Origin of the sequence: Pseudoxanthomonas gei (genome assembly GCF_010119615.1) — a bacterium.
GTDB classification, from domain to species: Bacteria; Pseudomonadota; Gammaproteobacteria; order Xanthomonadales; family Xanthomonadaceae; genus Pseudoxanthomonas_A; species Pseudoxanthomonas_A gei.
The window spans coordinates 64,324-79,884 of sequence record NZ_QOVG01000002.1 but is presented as its reverse complement, the minus strand read 5'-3'; the positions used below and the strand labels follow the sequence as shown (position 1 = coordinate 79,884).

14 protein-coding genes are annotated in these 15,561 nt (G+C 64.6%); 7 read left to right on the top strand and 7 right to left on the bottom strand.

The features are described from left to right. Window positions 1-55: 55 nt before the first annotated feature. From DT603_RS03330 to DT603_RS03305, 6 genes are all read right to left on the bottom strand, one after another. Complete coding sequence (locus DT603_RS03330; RefSeq protein WP_162348438.1) at window positions 56-685, bottom strand: hypothetical protein; 630 nt, start codon at window positions 683-685, stop codon at window positions 56-58. Window positions 686-836: 151 nt separating this feature from the next. Then, on the bottom strand, window positions 837-1,652 hold the full coding sequence (locus tag DT603_RS03325; protein ID WP_162348437.1) for a hypothetical protein: 816 nt from the start codon (window positions 1,650-1,652) through the stop codon (window positions 837-839). Between the two features lie 155 nt (window positions 1,653-1,807). After that, window positions 1,808-2,575 (bottom strand): DUF2971 domain-containing protein, encoded by a 768-nt coding sequence (locus DT603_RS03320; protein WP_162348436.1) that lies wholly within the window; start codon window positions 2,573-2,575, stop codon window positions 1,808-1,810. Between the two features lie 186 nt (window positions 2,576-2,761). Further along, window positions 2,762-3,604 carry a TSCPD domain-containing protein gene (locus DT603_RS03315; protein WP_162348435.1) on the bottom strand — a complete coding sequence of 281 codons (843 nt, stop codon included), beginning with the start codon at window positions 3,602-3,604 and terminating at the stop codon, window positions 2,762-2,764. 114 nt (window positions 3,605-3,718) lie between these two features. Further along, window positions 3,719-4,357: a hypothetical protein gene (locus tag DT603_RS03310; RefSeq protein ID WP_162348434.1), complete on the bottom strand. Its 639-nt coding sequence runs from the start codon at window positions 4,355-4,357 to the stop codon at window positions 3,719-3,721. A gap of 261 nt (window positions 4,358-4,618) precedes the next feature. Then, window positions 4,619-6,778, bottom strand: a complete 2,160-nt coding sequence (locus DT603_RS03305; protein ID WP_162348433.1) for an adenosylcobalamin-dependent ribonucleoside-diphosphate reductase — start codon at window positions 6,776-6,778, stop codon at window positions 4,619-4,621. Window positions 6,779-7,341: 563 nt separating this feature from the next. On the opposite strand from DT603_RS03305, the gene DT603_RS03300 reads away from it, so the two are divergent. The 7 genes from DT603_RS03300 (at window position 7,342) to DT603_RS03270 (ending at window position 13,776) form a co-directional block, all read left to right on the top strand. Next, complete coding sequence (locus tag DT603_RS03300) at window positions 7,342-8,784, top strand: Do family serine endopeptidase (protein ID WP_162348432.1); 1,443 nt, start codon at window positions 7,342-7,344, stop codon at window positions 8,782-8,784. A gap of 199 nt (window positions 8,785-8,983) precedes the next feature. Next, complete coding sequence (locus DT603_RS03295; RefSeq protein ID WP_162348431.1) at window positions 8,984-9,358, top strand: hypothetical protein; 375 nt, start codon at window positions 8,984-8,986, stop codon at window positions 9,356-9,358. A gap of 6 nt (window positions 9,359-9,364) precedes the next feature. Further along, window positions 9,365-9,913, top strand: a complete 549-nt coding sequence (locus DT603_RS03290) for a phage holin family protein (RefSeq protein WP_425500929.1) — start codon at window positions 9,365-9,367, stop codon at window positions 9,911-9,913. Between the two features lie 10 nt (window positions 9,914-9,923). Next, window positions 9,924-10,382 (top strand): protein sip-5, encoded by a 459-nt coding sequence (locus DT603_RS03285; protein ID WP_162348430.1) that lies wholly within the window; start codon window positions 9,924-9,926, stop codon window positions 10,380-10,382. A 91-nt stretch (window positions 10,383-10,473) separates the two neighbouring features. Next, the gene (locus DT603_RS03280) at window positions 10,474-11,595 is read left to right on the top strand and encodes an AI-2E family transporter (RefSeq protein WP_425500928.1); all 1,122 of its coding nucleotides are present in this window, start codon (window positions 10,474-10,476) and stop codon (window positions 11,593-11,595) included. Between the two features lie 79 nt (window positions 11,596-11,674). Further along, entirely contained in the window at window positions 11,675-12,409 is a 735-nt protein-coding gene (locus DT603_RS03275) for an HAD family hydrolase (protein WP_162348428.1), read from the top strand. Then, on the top strand, window positions 12,406-13,776 hold the full coding sequence (locus DT603_RS03270; protein ID WP_162348427.1) for a leucyl aminopeptidase family protein: 1,371 nt from the start codon (window positions 12,406-12,408) through the stop codon (window positions 13,774-13,776). Before DT603_RS03275 ends, DT603_RS03270 begins: the two co-directional genes overlap by 4 nt. An 84-nt stretch (window positions 13,777-13,860) precedes the next feature. Here the strand turns inward: DT603_RS03270 and DT603_RS03265 are convergent, their stop codons facing one another. Continuing rightward, entirely contained in the window at window positions 13,861-15,543 is a 1,683-nt protein-coding gene (locus DT603_RS03265) for a sensor domain-containing diguanylate cyclase (protein WP_162348426.1), read from the bottom strand. Window positions 15,544-15,561: the final 18 nt, after the last annotated feature.

Here is a 15,561-nt window from a genome sequence, read left to right as displayed (position 1 = left end):
TAGAGTTCAAGTGTGAAGCGCCTTGCGTGCGCTTCGCTTACCCAGGCTACGCGGGCTAGAACGTAGGCTCCAACGGCTTCACCACGCTAATGTGATCATCACCCGTCGGCGTGAACACCTCAATACTTCCGTATCCTGACTTCTTTTCGACAGCAGTAAACGTAACGCGTATACCCGTGCCGCCCAAATTTAGCCATTCGACGTTTTCGACAAATGTCCGACCTTCACGCGCCACTTTGAGTCGATCCAATCGCCGCTGACGTAATTCTTCACTGTTTCTAGCAGGGGCGCCGGTTGAAGGAGAACCATATTTTTCTAACAAAAGTGCTAGCAACTCGTCCTTATGGATAGCGCCGTCAGTGGTCGCCAGGATGCCCGCAACCTTGCCGTCCACCACCAGCACCTGAGTCCACTTTATTCCTTCGGGCTTTTTATCTTTGGGCGCGCTATAAAACACCTTGAAGACTTTTGCTTTAGACAGCTCCTCTGTCGGGCGCATGGCGCCTGACCGCCAGCATGGTCCTGCGTCAAAGCCCAAGTACGTCCGCTGGTTATAGCTCGCTGATACATAAGCGCATTCCGGAACTGAAGCAATTGGCGCGCCGAGTTTTAGTCCCATGAAGTCGACCTCTGCCCGAGCATTGAAAGCCAGCAAAAACACGAATAGGCTCGCAACCCACTTCATCTAATTTCCTTTGAAGACGCGGGTGGCCCGCCTTCCGCCCCGAACGATATCCCATATCCATGTCGAGAAAGCAGCCCCAAGGCCGAAGGCCGCACCCACGGCACATAGAGTTTCAGCATGTGGCTCCCCGGATGGGCTTCGCTTACTCGGACTACGCTGCCTCTTCGAAGCACTCTGGGAACAGGTCTTGCACGTCCAAACCTGCTCTCGTTCCAGATTTCATGTGATTGAAAAGTTCAATCAATCGCCTGTCATTTGTAAGCAATAAATCTGCGTTGCTGCCGATAACGGCATACTCTTTATCTACAACAGTATTCTCGAAATCGATTGCAGCTACAGCAGCATCGTCATCGCCAAATTTGTGGAAATTGTCAAGAACCCACAGTAGTTCTGCTTGTACAAGACGATAACCGAGCCACTGTGGACCTGTACCCGCTCCACGCTGATCTTCATCTGCGAGATGCGCAAAAACCTCTCGGACCGTATCGGAATCCCCTGATAACTGGTTAAAGATGCCGGCAACTATTGCGGCGCCTTGAGTCGGTCTCAAACCAGCTAGTTCGGGAAATATAGTCGTCATGGTAGCCACCCGAGCGCGAAATCCTCGGACTTCCTGTCCTATTTTCTCCCGCCATTCCTCAACAATGAGCTGGGAGACCGGATCTTGGAGAGGGACTTCTCCAAAAAAGAGCAATTCAGGAAGTGCCGCTTCTGCATCCGTTCCGACCACAGATGGAATACCACGTCCAACCTCAAGTCTGAGAAGGTGGCCTATCGAGCCTGAAAAGTGCGCCACTTCTCGGAGCCCTCTGAGCTTAACGAACAGACCCGCCTTGAGCCGCTCGTCAGTGGTGAGCAATTCATAGATGAGCGATTCTGGAATCAACAGTTCTGATCGCTCACCAATGCATTGGAGCCTGCTAAGTGAAAGTGATTGAAATCCACTTTTGTCTAGAACTACTTTCATCAAAGTATCGACTCGCAGATGTATTTTGCTACTAGCAGACCTGCACAAGAAATTTATTAACGTTGGGACCAAAGGGGGTCAGGTTCATTTCTTGAGTGGAAGAAAATGAAGCTGACCCCGTTCTTTTCTTTTTCAGCTTAGCCGAGCTACGCAGGCTAGCGGTAGGTAGCCGCAGAGCGAGAAACAGCAGCATTCTTAAACCCGTTGGCCAGAAGAAGTCGCTCAACAACATGCAGGGGCGTTTGATGTTTCGGCCCGAGGACAATGCTTGAGATTGAATCGATACCCAAATCCTCTAACTTGACCTCGAAGTAGGGAACAATTTTATCTACGCCCGCATTAAATCGTGTCCCTGACTCTTCCCCTGATTTCGTTGAAAAGCTTACTAATCGCCACTCTTTCTCTTCAGCAAATGCTGGGCTTTTTATCTCGAACATCCGAAGCATTAATGAGAGGATGGCAAACGTTCCATCACTCGTCGCCTTCTTTATTCTCTCTTTATCTCCCTCTGAAGTTGGCAGCAAAATCGTTCCAATTTCCGATCGGAATGCGCCCAACTCAAGAAGCGCTTTAATTTTGGCGAAATGTTCCGCAGCAATTTCTTGCTGACCATCTCGATCATAAACAAGCTTGTTGAGAGTGAAGCCCCTTTCGTTCCTCTCTCTAAACTTCCCGGAAAGCTGCCTTAAGTAGTCGCTGTCGAACCCGATAGACGCGCCTCGCCCGTCATTAGCGTAGCCCCGCCATTGACTCAACAGGTCGCCATCTTCCGAAAGACAGAAGCCCAAGCCGTCAAAGAAGTCATATGCCCTCCGTAGTTGAGTTTCTAATCGCGCCAACGTGTACTGATCTAGCCCGGACTCTCTTGCCATCTGAAGTAAAACGTCAAGAATGATCGACCCTTCTTGGCTGTCGTTGGACATCGTCAACGATGAAAGTCTTATGGTTTTACCTGTCAAAATTGAGACAAGAGTTTCACTCGTGCAATAGTGATATAGCGATGCCATTAATTTGTCTCTGGCGATGAAAGGTCGGAGGCATTTCAAAAGAAAAGGGTCAGGTTCATTTCTGGACCTGACCCCCCTATTCCGTCACCTAGTCGCGTGTACTCACCCGCACTTCGAATACCCACAATTCAAACAAGTAGCACAGCCATCCATGATCACCAGCGCCTTGGTGTTGCACTTGTGGCACAGGGTGGCGCTGGGCGGGAAGCTGGTGCCGTCGCCGGTGACGGCGATGTCTTCGTGGGAGGCGGGTTGGTTGGCCGCGCCAAGAGCGCCCCCATCCGCCCTGCGGGCACCTTCCCCCGCTGACGCAGGGGAAGGGGTGGAAGCCCCTACGTCAGAGTTTTTTTTTGTGCGGTTCTCGTACTGCGCCCGCTTCTCGGCCAGGATCGCGCGCTGGTGCGCGCTCATTTCCGGGTCGTGGATCATGCCGATCGACTTCAGGTGCTCCTCGACGATCGCGCCCAGCTCGGCCACCAGCGACGGCATGTACACGCCGCCACCCTTGAAGTAGCCACCGCGCGGGTCGAACACCGCCTTCATCTCGTCGACCAGGAAGGTCACGTCGCCGCCCTTGCGGAACACGGCGCTCATGATGCGGGTCAGCGCCACGATCCACTGGAAATGCTCCATGGACTTGGAATTGACGAAGATCTCGAACGGGCGGCGCAGCTCGTGCTCGGTGCCCGCGTTCAACACGATGTCGTTGAGGGTCACGTACATGGCGTGCTCCACCAGCGGCGACTTGATCTTGTAGGTGCTGCCGATCAGCACTTCCGGGCGCTCGATGCGCTCGTGCATGTGGATGATGTCGGCCACCGGCAGCGCGGCCTCGGCCTTCTCGCGGCTGATCGACTCACCCTGGATCACCGCGGCTTCGCGTGCCTTGTCTTCCGGCGTGAGGACGGTGTAACCCTTGATTTTCTTGTCGATCTTGACGGACATGGAACGGTTTCCTGGGTGCGGGTGTGTTGGATGCTTTGACTGCTGGTCGGGCAGGGCGCGAGTCGCGGCCCTCACCCCAACCCCTCTCCCGGTGGGAGAGGGGCATTGGAGCGCTTACTTCTTCGCTTTCTTCGCGGCTTTCTTTGCGGTCTTGCGGGCCGGGGCCTTCTTCACTGCGGCCTTCTTCGCGGCTGCCTTTTTGGCCGGAGCCTTCTTGACGGCCTTGCGCGGGGCAGCTTTCTTCGCGGCCTTCTTGACTGCCTTCTTGGCGGCGGTCTTCTTGGTCGCGACCTTGCGGGTCACCTTCTTGACTGCCTTCTTCACTGCCTTCTTGGCCGTGGCCTTCTTGGCGGCGACCTTCTTGCCTACCGACTTCTTGGTGGCGGTCTTCTTGGTGGCCTTCTTCGCGGTCTTCTTGGTTGCGGCTTTCTTGGTGGTCTTCTTGCCGGTCTTCTTCTTCAGCGCCGCCACTTCGGCCTTGGCCGAAGCGCTGGCCGAGGCGAGCGACTTCTTGGCCTTGGCCACGGTCTTCTTCACTGCCTTGCTGGCCTTGTCGGTGCGCTTGCCGACTGCCTTCTTGGCCGCAGTGACCTGCTTGGTCGCGGCCTTCTGTGCCTTCTTTGCGGACTTCTTCACCGAGGCGACAGCGTCGCTGGCGGTGGAAGCGATGGAGCTGCCGATGTTGCTCGCGGTTTCTTTCACGCTTTCTGCAGCGCCCGTCAGGGTCGCCACCACACCATTTCCATTGCTCATGTAGATGCCCTCCTGGGGCCGTGGGTTTGGTACGAGAGCGATGCTATACCGGTTGATGTGAGGTTGGGAGTGATTGGTGGTGTGGCGGTCAAGTGCCAGGGGCATGCTCGCTGCGCTTCGCACCCCCCTCTCCTGCCCTGCGGGCATCCTCTCCCTCAAGGGGAGAGGAGAAAAAGCTACGGCGAAAAGCCAACCCCTCCCCAACCCTCTGCGCCCCGAAGGAAGTCCCCTTGGGGGACTACGCAAGGGAGGGGGCGAAGCTTAGAACTTGCCGTAATAGCCTTCTTTCAAGGCGTCGAACAGGTTGGCGGCGGTGTGCATTTCGCCGTCGTACTCGATCTGTTCGTTGCCCTTGACCTCGACCACCGAGCCGTCTTCCAGCTCGAAACGGTAGGTGGTGTTCTCCAGGTCGGCTTCCTTGACCAGCACGCCCTGGAAGGCGGCCGGGTTGAAGCGGAACGTGGTGCACCCCTTCAGACCCTGCTCGTGCGCGTAGCGGTAGATGTCCTTGAACTGCTCGTACGGGTAGTCGGTGGGGACGTTGGCGGTCTTGGAGATGGAGCTGTCCACCCACTTCTGCGCCGCGGCCTGCACGTCCACGTGTTCCTTGGGATTGATGTCGTCGGCGCTGATGAAATAGTCGGGCAGCTTGCTGGCGGCGTCCTCGGCGAAGGGCATCGCGGCCTGGTTGACCAGGTGGCGGTAGGCCAGCAGCTCGTAGGAGAAGACGTCGACCTTTTCCTTGGACTTCTTGCCTTCGCGGATGATGTTGCGGCTGTAGTGGTGGGCGAAGGAGGGCTCGATGCCGTTGCTGGCGTTGTTGGCCAGGCTCAGCGAGATGGTGCCGGTGGGCGCGATGGAGCTGTGGTGGGTGAAGCGGCTGCCGATCTCGGCCAGCTCCTCGACCAGCTCGGGCGAGACCGAGGCCACACGCTGCATGTAGCGGCTGTACTTGGCGTGCAGCACCTTGCCGGGGATCTGCTGGCCGATGCGCCAGCCGTCCTTCGCCATTTCCGGGCGCAGGCGCAGCATCGCGGCGGTGACCTCGAACAGCTCCTCCATGATCGGCGCGGCGCCCTTTTCCTTGGCCAGCGCCAGGCCCATTTCCCAACCGGCCACGGCCATGTCGCGGGCGATGGACTCGGTGAACTCGCAGGACTCGGGGCTGCCGTACTTCATCTGCAGCATGGTCAGGGTCGAACCCAGGCCCAGGAAGCCCATGCCGTGGCGACGCTTGCGCAGGATCTCGGCGCGCTGCTGTTCCAGCGGCAGGCCGTTGACCTCGACCACGTTGTCGAGCATGCGGGTGAACACGCGCACCACTTCCTTGTATTCCTCCCAGTCGAACGTGGCCTGGTCGGTGAAGGGGTTGCGCACGAAGGTGGTCAGGTTGACCGAACCCAGCAGGCAGGCGCCGTAGGGCGGCAACGGCTGCTCGCCGCAGGGGTTGGTGGCGCGGATGTTCTCGCACCACCAGTTGTTGTTCATTTCGTTGACGCGGTCGATGAGGATGAAACCGGGCTCGGCGTAGTCGTACGTCGAGACCATGATCATGTCCCACAGGTGGCGCGCGCGGATGTGGCCGTAGATCTTGCAGGCGACCAGGCCGTCGTCGCGGCTGATGTAGCTGCGGTGGGTCGGCCACTCGCGCCACAGCACCTGGGTCTCGTCGTCCAGGTTGATCTCGTGCTGTTCCTTGGCATTGACGGGGAATACCAATGGCCAGTCGCCGTCGTTCTTCACCGCTTCCATGAAGCCATCGGTGATCAGCAGCGACAGGTTGAACTGGCGCAGGCGGCCGTCCTCGCGCTTGGCGCGGATGAAGTCCTTGGCGTCGGGGTGGGACACGTCGAAGGTGCCCATCTGCGCGCCGCGGCGGCCGCCGGCACTGGAAACGGTGAAACACATCTTGTCGTAGATATCCATGAAGGACATCGGGCCCGAGGTGTACGCACCGGCGCCGGCGACGAAGGCGCCCTTGGGCCGCAGGGTGCTGAACTCATAACCGATGCCGCAGCCGGCCTTGAGGGTCAGGCCGGCTTCGTGGACCTTGTCCAGGATGCCGTCCATCGAGTCCTCGATGGTGCCCGACACGGTGCAGTTGATGGTGCTGGTGGCCGGCTTGTGTTCCTGGGCACCGGCGTTGGAGGTGATGCGGCCGGCGGGAATGGCCCCGCGGCGCAGCGCCCAGACGAAGCGCTCGTTCCAGTAGGCGCGCTTCTCGGCGGTGGGCTCGGCATCGGCCAGGGCCCGGGCCACGCGCTGGTAGGTGCCGTCGATGTCGGCATCCAGGGCGTCGCCCTGCTTGGTCTTCAGGCGGTACTTCTTGTCCCAGATATCCACCGAGGCCGGCTGCATCGGGACCAGTGACCCTTCCGCTTCGTGATTGTTCTTGACCGCCTCCAGGCGCACCGTGCTCATGGTTCTGTTGCTCTCCCTGTTTCTGTTGCGTGTAAAGGTGTTTTCTGTTTTTTGGTTTTTTTCTGCCGCCCCGGCAGGCCGGGGTGGATGTCGCATTTGTTACCGGCCTGGTGCCAACCGCCCCGGCCGCCTCCACTGCTCACGCCAAGGCATGCCGCAGGGGTTTGAAAAACTGTGCGCAGGATCCCGTAAAACCACTGTCATCACCGCTATTTACGCTCTCCCCAAAGCGTCCTGGCTGTCAGCCCAAAACCCTACTGCTTGGGCCTACCCCGCACCTGACCGCTATATCTAGTGGCTGGAGCGAAGGCTGCAAGCTACGCCGGCCCGCTGGGACTGTCAACGGGAAATGCTCTGATCTGCCGGGCAAAAGGGGGGCCGCCTGTTCAGGTTTTGGGCCGGGCCCCGCGCCAGGCCCCGGCCTGACTTCATTGCGGGTTTAGGCGCCGGTAAGCACACTCGTTCATATAGCCTCCAATGGCCCCGGGTCGCCTTGCGATTGTCCCCTGACCGGGCCGGCGGCGGCTCCCCTTCCCTGACTCCAGCCGAGCTTTGCCGACCCCATGCGCCCGCTCCCCACCCTGATTGCCCTGGCCGCCGCGGCCGCCTTCGGTGGCTTCGCCGCCACCGGCCTCACTACCCTGATCGACCAGCGTGCCCAGGCCGCCGCGGCCGTAACCGCCGCGCCCGCGCTGGTGCCGGCCATGGGCTCGCTGCCCGCGGCCGTGGACGGCCAGGCGATGCCTTCGCTGGCGCCCATGCTGCAGCGGGTGATGCCGGCGGTGGTCAGCGTCAACACCAAGCAGGTGGTGCGGGTGCGCAACCCGTTCGCCGACGACCCGTTCTTCCGCCGCATGTTCCCCAACATCCCGCAGGAGCGGATCAACGAGTCGCTGGGCTCGGGCGTGATCATCGATGCGGTCAACGGCTACGTGCTGACCAACCACCACGTGATCGAGAACGCCGATGACGTCTCGGTGACCCTGGCCGACGGGCGCCAGCTCAAGGCCGAGTTCCTGGGGTCGGACGCCGACACCGACGTGGCCCTGATCCGCATTCCCGCCGACAAGCTCACCGCCATTCCGCTGGCCAACAGCGGCGCCTTGAATGTCGGTGATTTCGTGGTCGCCATCGGCAACCCCTTCGGCCTGAGCCAGACAGTGACCTCGGGCATCGTCTCGGCAGTGGGCCGCAGCGGCATCCGCGGGCTGGGCCTGCAGAACTTCATCCAGACCGACGCCTCGATCAACCCGGGCAATTCCGGCGGCGCGCTGGTCAACCTGCAGGGCCAGCTGGTCGGCATCAACACCGCCAGCCTCAACCCGCAGGGCAGCATGGCCGGCAACATCGGCCTGGGCCTGGCCATTCCCTCCAACCTGGCGCGCGACGTGGTCGACCAGTTGCTGAAGAACAACGGCGTGGTGATCCGCGGCACCCTGGGCCTGGAGACGCAGACGCTGACCCCGCAGGTGGCGCAGGGGCTGGGCCTGGGCGAGACCCGCGGCGCGGTGGTGACGCGGGTGTATGCCGGTTCGGGCGCGGCGGCGGCCGGACTGAAGACCGGTGACGTGATCGTGGCGGCCAACGGCCAGCGCATCGACAGCGCCGAAGCCCTGCACAACTACGAGGGCCTGCAGCCGGTCGGCACGCCACTGGCCCTGGAAGTGCGACGCGACGGCAAGTCGCTGACCCTGCGCGCGGCGCTGAAGGCGCAGCCCGGCGCGGTGGCCGGAGCCTCGCTGGATCCACGCCTGACCGGCGCCTCGTTCGCCGAGCTGCCCGAAGCCCAGCGCAGCGCCGGACTCAGCGGCGTGGTCATCAAGGACGTGGCCCGCGGCAGCCGCGCCGCGCAGAACCGCCTGCAGCCCGGCGACATCGTGCTGGAGGCCAGCAGTGGCGAGTTCACCGACCTGGCCGGCTTCCAGGCCAGCTTCGCCCGCAAGCCGCAACAACTGGTGCTGCAGATCATCCGCGGCAATGCGCGCGGCAACCTGCTGGTGCAGTAGCCGCCCTCCATCGGCAGCGACCGAGGCGCGTGGCAATGCGCGCCGCCGACGTGGCCGCTGATATGAATGCATGGATTTCTGCAGGCACAGCGTGGCCATGCCGGGCCGATGACGGCGCGTTAATGACGGCCTGCTATAGATGTCTCCCCAATCGGGCCGGGCGCTGCGGCGCCTGGTCTTCCACACCCAGGAGATGACCATGAACAACCCCACCGCAACCGATGCACTGAAGAGCAACCTTGGCGAAGCCGGTTCGCATCTGAAGTCCGCCGCCGCCGCCGCCAGCGAAGCCATCCGTGGCGCCGCCGGGTCCGCAGGCGACGAATTGAAGCTGGGCAAGGCCACGGTGAAATCCGAACTGGCCGACGGCGCGCTGTCGGCACTGGCCGCGGGCGAATCCGGCGGTGCGGCGGCGATGGAACAGGTCGACCAGCTGATGGACAAGGGACGCGACCTGATCGACAGCGCCGCCGACCTGATCCGCGAGCGTCCGCTGGCCTCGTTCGGCGTCGCCTTTGCCGCGGGCTGGATCATCGCCAAGCTGGCGCGCAGCGGCGGCGGCAGCGACAAGTAAGCACCGGTGAGCGACCCGCGCGAAAGCGACCCACCCGCAGGCGGGCCGGCACCGGACCTGGCCGATTCGATCCGTGAGGTCGGCGCTGCGGCGCGGGCCGGGCTGAGCGAAGCCGGGCACGCCGCCAAGGCGTTCCGGACCCTGCTGGCCGCCGATGTGTCGCTGGCCCGCAGTGCGTTCGGCCGGGCCATGGCCCTGACCGGGGTGGCGATCGTGTTCGGTGCCTCCTGCTGGCTGCTGCTGATGGCCGCGCTGATCGTGTTCCTGAGTCGCCAGCTCGGTTTGCCCTGGGCGGCGTCGCTGTTGCTGTGCGCGCTGCTGAGCGGCGCGATCACGGTGTGGGCGGCGTGGCAGGCGGACCGTTATTTCGACCACACCCGCATGCAGGCCACGCGCCGGCAGCTGGCGCGGCTGGGCATCGGCGAACTGGCCGAGTTCACCCCGGACCCGGCTTCGCCGGCTTCGACCCGCGATGGCACGGAGAACCGTCCACCGCAGGATAGCGACGGCAAGCCACCGCACAGCGACGTGGGCGTGCGGGTCACGCCGCCATGAAGACGCTGCCATGAAAGCACCGCATCAGAACGTCACCTTCGAGCAGCTGATCGCCAAGGTGAAGCAGGCCGAGGACCTGCTGGAAGCGCGCGAGCGTGCCACGTCCTCGCGCTACCGGCAGCTGAAGCAGGCCTGGCAGGAAGGCTGGACGCCATTGCGCATCGTCTCCGCCGGCCTGGTCAGCGGGTTCCTGGTCGGCCGCGCCGAGCCACTGGGGGCGGTGGGCGGCGCGCGCATCCTGCAGATGGTCAGCGCGGTGTCCAGCCTGTTCGCCTCGGCCCAGGCTTCCGTGGCGGCAGGCGAAGCCAAGGACGCGGCCGATGATGCCGGCGAAGTGGCGGCCGGCGCCGCCGAGGCGGTGGGCGCGCCGCTTCCGCCTGCCGACGCCGATCCTGCCTATATGGCGGCCAATGGTTCCCCGCGGCGGCCGCAGGCGGCCGAAGCCGCCACCGAAATGTCCGAGCGCTGACGCGCCCTCCTTTTTTCCTGCCTGCGCGACCGCGCGATTCCCGACGAGCCTGCCCTACGTGATCACTCCTTCCAGCGAGTCGCTTCCACCCGTGTCCGCACCCCCTCCGCAGCACCCGGTTCCAGAGCCGGCCCATGCCGCCGGGCACGCCCCCGGCGAGGCGCCCAGGCATCCGCGTCCGCGTGCGTCGGCCGCCCTGGTGGTGCTGGTCTGCCTGGCGGTGGGCTACACCTTGTGGGCGGCGCAGGACCTGCTGCTGCCGATCCTGCTGGGCATGTTCTTCGCCCTGGTCGCCAACCCCATCATCCGCCTGCTGAAGAAGATGATGGTGCCGCGCTTCCTGGCCGCGTTGATCGTGGTGGTGGGCGGCATTGCCGGCGCCGGCGCACTGGGCAGCCAGCTGATCGTGCCGGCCGGCGACTGGTTCCGCGACGTGCCCAAGGAACTGCGTGACCTGACTCCCAAGCTGCGCCAGCTGGCCAAGCCGATGCAGGACGCCAACCGCGCGGCCGAGAACATCGCCCGAGCCGCCGGCGGCGACAGCGGCAAGAAGGTGCAGGTGGTGCGCACCCAGGTCGATGACCCCTACAAGATGCTGACCGCCACCCCGCGCCTGCTGGCCTCGGTGCTGGCGGTGGTGCTGCTGACCTTCTTCTTCATCGTCTATGGCGAAACCCTGCAGCGGCACGTGATCGAGATGCTGCCCAGCCGGCAGAAGAAGAAGTTCACCGTCGACCTGATGCAGTCGATGGAACGCGAACTGTCGCGCTACGTGCTGACCATCAGCGTCATCAACGCGGTGGTGGGCCTGGTGTACGCGGGCATCCTGTACGCGCTGGACATACCGCTGCAGGAAGCGCTGCTGTGGGGCACGATGGTGGCGATCCTCAACTTCGCCCCGTACGTGGGCGCGCTGATCGGCATGGGCGTGATGCTGCTGGTCGGCTTCGTGACCTACAACGACACCTGGCTGTCGCTGATGCCGGCCATCGTGTACCTGGCGCTGCACACGGTGGAAGGCCAGATCGTGACCCCGATCGTGCTGGGCAAGCGCATGGCCCTGTCGCCGCTGATCCTGATCCTGGCGTTGATGGTGTTCGGCTGGCTGTGGGGCATCATCGGCCTGCTGCTGGCGGTGCCGCTGCTGGTCTGCGTGAAGCTGGTGCTGGCGCGCGTGGACGGCATGGAAGGCTGGGCGCGGCTGCTGGAGTGACGCCGCTGCGCCGGTGGCCGACCGCCGCAACCGCCCCGGGCCAGGAGCAGCCGGGCAAGCCCGGCTCTACAATGCGGGGATGACCTTTCCCGTACGCGCCATCACCCTGGACCTCGACGACACCCTGTGGCCGTTCGCCCCGATCGGCGCGCGCATCGACCAGGTGCTGCATGACTGGATGCAGGTGCACAGCCCGCGCACCGCCGCCCATTTCCCGCTGCAGGCGATGCGCGAATTGCGCGAGCGCTCCTTCGCCGACAACCCGCACCTGCACCATGACCTCAGCGCGCTGCGGCGGCTGACCCTGCAGCAGGCGCTGGCCGAAAGCGGCGGCGATCCCGACCTGCTCGACGCCGCCTACGAAGTCTTCTACGACGCGCGCAACCAGGTCGAGTGCTATCCCGATGCACTGGACGCGCTGGCGCGCATTGCCGCGCGGGTGCCGGTGGCCGCGCTGAGCAACGGCAATGCCGACCTGCAGCGGATCGGGCTGATGCACCACTTCGTGTTCCAGCTGGGCTCGCGCGAACACGGCGCCGGCAAGCCCGACCCCGGCATCTTCCACGCCGCCTGCGAGCGCCTGGGCGTGGACCGTGGCGAAGTGCTGCACGTGGGCGACCACATCGAGATGGACGTGATCGGCGCCGCGCGCGCGGGCCTGCGCAGTTGCTGGATCAATCGCGAAGGCCTGGGCTGGGACCACCACGAGCCGCGCCCGGACCTGGAATTCACCGACCTCACCGCGCTGGCCGACTGGCTGGATGCCTCATCCAAGAACGCATCATCCCAGGATGCCAAGGAACACGCCGCATGAACCTGCCAAGCGGATTCGCCGACTCCTCTTCTTCCGCCCGGCCGCTGCAGGTGCTGCAAGCCGCGCAGTTCAACGCCTGGCGCGATGGCCTGGCGCCGGCCCTGCAGGCCTGGGTCGAGGCGCAGCAGTTCAGCGCCGCCGCCGGCACGCTGCTGCTGCTGCCGGGCGAAGACGGCCTGGCCGGCGCGGCCATCGGCATCGGCGATCCGCTCGATCCGTACTCGTATGCACACGCGCCGTTCGCGCTTCCGCCCGGCGACTGGCACGTGGCCGCGGCGCTGGAGGACGGCGCGCGCGCGGCACTGCAACTGGGCTGGGGACTGGGCAGCTACCGCTTCGACCGTTACCGCAAGGCCGCGCGTGCGCCGGCAAGGCTGGTGCTGTCGGACCGCGACGCCGAGGCATCGGACCTGCTGGCCGCCTGCGTGCGCGTGCGCGACCTCGTCAACACGCCGACCGAGCACATGGGTCCGCAGGAGCTGGAAGACGTGGCCCGCGCCATGGCCGCCACCCACGGCGCGCAGGTGCAGGTGATCACTGGCGACGAATTGCTGGCGCAGAACTTCCCCGCCATCCACGCGGTGGGCCGCGCTTCGCATCGCGCGCCGCGGCTGATCGCGCTGCGCTGGGGCCAGGGCGGCCATCCGCACGTGGCGCTGGTAGGCAAGGGCGTGTGCTTCGACACCGGCGGGCTGGACCTGAAGCCGGCCGACGGCATGCGCAACATGAAGAAGGACATGGGCGGCGCGGCGCATGCGCTGGCCCTGGCCGAACTGGTGATGGCGCGCAAGCTGCCGGTGCAGCTGACGTTGCTGGTGCCGGCGGTGGAAAACGCGATCGGGCCCGAGGCCTTCCGCCCCGGCGAAGTGATCGCCACGCGCCAGGGGCTGAGCGTGGAAATCGACAACACCGATGCCGAAGGCCGCGTGGTCCTGTGCGACGCGCTGACCTATGCCGGCGAACAGCATCCCGACCTGATCCTCGACTTCGCCACCCTGACCGGTGCCGCGCGCATTGCCCTGGGCCCGGACCTGCCGGCGCTGTTCGCCAACGACGATGCGCTGGCCAACGACTGGATCGCCGCCGGCGAGCGCGTGCGCGACCCGCTGTGGCGGATGCCGTTGTGGCGCCCGTACCTGCGCTACCTCAACAGCGGCATCGCCGACCTGGCCAATGCCGGTTCGCGCATGGCCGGCGCGGTCACCGCCGCGTTGTACCTGGAACGCTTCGTGCCCGACGCGCAGACGTGGGCGCACCTGGACGTGTACGCCTGGAACGACAGCGACCGTCCCGGCCGCCCGGCCGGCGGCGAAGCACTGGCGCTGCGCTCGGCGTTCGCGATGTTGAAGGCGCGCTACGGCGCGTGACGGGAAGCAGGCGCTGGCGCGCGGGAGCGTTCCAGTCCCGGCAACCGGCCGCAACCACGGGCAACGTGCCGCCTGGCGATCTGCTCAGGCGTCGCCCGCTACGCTCACCCGGTTGCGGCCCTCGCGCTTGGCGCGGTACAGGGCCTCGTCGGCGCAGCGCAGCAGCGCATCGCTGCTGTTGCCATGCCCGGGCATCGCGGCCAGGCCGACCGACACCGTGACATCGGGCAGGTCGCGTCCCAGGTACTGGATGCGCATTGCCTCCACCGCCACGCGAATGGCTTCGGCGCGGGCGGCGGCGGCCTCGGCCGTGGTTTCGGGCAGGATCAGGGTGAATTCCTCGCCGCCGTAACGGCAGGCGATGTCCTCCGGCCGCGACAGCCGCTGCAGCAACGCCCCGAAGCCGGTGAGCAGGGCATCGCCGCCGGCGTGTCCGTGCTGGTCGTTGAAGCGCTTGAAATGGTCCAGGTCCAGCATCAGCAGGGCCAGCGGCAGCTCGCGGCGTTCGCACCGCGCCACCTCCCGGCCCAGTGATTCTTCCAGGTAGCGACGGTTGAACAGGCCGGTCATCGGGTCGCGGATCGACTGCACGCGCAAGGTTTCCTGCAGGCTCAGGTTGGACAGCGCCATGGCCAGCTGCTCGATCGCGGTCTCGATCAGGTCGGTCCGCGCCATGAACCCGGCACGTGCCGAAGACAGGTAGAGGAAACCCAGCTGCACGCCCTGGGCGACCATCGGGATGCACAGCGTATGCAGCTCGCCTACGCCGGTTGCCTGCACATGCGCGCAGCAACTGCCTGCACCGGCGTCCCATGCATGGGGCCGGCCGCGGCGCAGCGCCCAGCAATCTTCGTGCGCGAGCATCTGCGGGCTGGCGGCGGCGGGCTCACCCCAGCGGATGATCTCCTCGGCGTAGTCCCTCGATGCACGGATCCGGTAGATGCTGCCCGCCACCCCCGGCAACATGCGCTGCAGCAGGTCCGATGCCAGGGCCACCGCTTCCTCGCTGCGCATGCAGCTCTGCAGCATGCTGGCGTAGCTGCCCAGCTCGTGCAGGTCGGCGGTGCGGCTTTGCAGTTCTTCGATGCTGCTGCGCAGGCGGTCGTTGGCATGGCCGGTCTCGGCTTCCGCGCCGGCGCGACGGCGGTTTTCCACCCGCAGCAAGCCATACACCATGGCGATCACCGCGATTCCGAACGGAATCCCCAGCAGGGCGAGCCCGCGCAGCAGGTTGGCGCTGGCGCGGCTGGAGGCGGCGCGCTGCTGCAGCAGGTCGCGTTCGACGGCGCCCATCTGCTGCACGCCCCTGCGGATGTCGTTGGAAACGCGCAGCACCTCCTGCCCGATCGCGGCCTGGGCGCGGGCAAGGCCGTGCGCCCGGTAGATTCCGACGGTGCTTTCCATCTGCCCAAGACGGCTCTGCACGCTGGCCTGCAGCCTGCGGCAGTGGGAATGCTGCGCGGGGTTGTCATCGACCAGCACGCACAGGCGCGTGGCGAGCGCGGGCAGCCGGTCGCGCGCATTGCGGTAGTCGGCAAGGTATTCGACCCGGTTGGTCAGCAGGAAGCCGCGCTGCGCGGCTTCGGCATCGCGCAACCGCGCATCGACCTCGTCGATCTGGCCGATCACCTCGTTGGTGTGCGAGACCCACCGGGCATCATTGGTGAAGGAGTCGGCGCACAGGTACACGCCGACGCCGATCACGATGAAGATCAGGGTGGCGAGCAGGGGACCGAACTGGTTGGCAAGACGGCGGATCGGGGTCATCCGCCCATGGTACGCAGG

Bases quoted from the DNA above. Each gene is read 5' to 3' on its own strand.
- DT603_RS03330 (WP_162348438.1), bottom strand. From the start codon at position 685: ATGAAGTGGGTTGCGAGCCTATTCGTGTTTTTGCTGGCTTTCAATGCT.
- DT603_RS03325 (WP_162348437.1), bottom strand. From the start codon at position 1,652: ATGAAAGTAGTTCTAGACAAAAGTGGATTTCAATCACTTTCACTTAGC.
- DT603_RS03320 (WP_162348436.1), bottom strand. From the start codon at position 2,575: ATGTCCAACGACAGCCAAGAAGGGTCGATCATTCTTGACGTTTTACTT.
- DT603_RS03315 (WP_162348435.1), bottom strand. From the start codon at position 3,604: ATGTCCGTCAAGATCGACAAGAAAATCAAGGGTTACACCGTCCTCACG.
- DT603_RS03310 (WP_162348434.1), bottom strand. From the start codon at position 4,357: ATGAGCAATGGAAATGGTGTGGTGGCGACCCTGACGGGCGCTGCAGAA.
- DT603_RS03305 (WP_162348433.1), bottom strand. From the start codon at position 6,778: ATGAGCACGGTGCGCCTGGAGGCGGTCAAGAACAATCACGAAGCGGAA.
- DT603_RS03300 (WP_162348432.1), top strand. From the start codon at position 7,342: ATGCGCCCGCTCCCCACCCTGATTGCCCTGGCCGCCGCGGCCGCCTTC.
- DT603_RS03295 (WP_162348431.1), top strand. From the start codon at position 8,984: ATGAACAACCCCACCGCAACCGATGCACTGAAGAGCAACCTTGGCGAA.
- DT603_RS03285 (WP_162348430.1), top strand. From the start codon at position 9,924: ATGAAAGCACCGCATCAGAACGTCACCTTCGAGCAGCTGATCGCCAAG.
- DT603_RS03275 (WP_162348428.1), top strand. From the start codon at position 11,675: ATGACCTTTCCCGTACGCGCCATCACCCTGGACCTCGACGACACCCTG.
- DT603_RS03270 (WP_162348427.1), top strand. From the start codon at position 12,406: ATGAACCTGCCAAGCGGATTCGCCGACTCCTCTTCTTCCGCCCGGCCG.
- DT603_RS03265 (WP_162348426.1), bottom strand. From the start codon at position 15,543: ATGACCCCGATCCGCCGTCTTGCCAACCAGTTCGGTCCCCTGCTCGCC.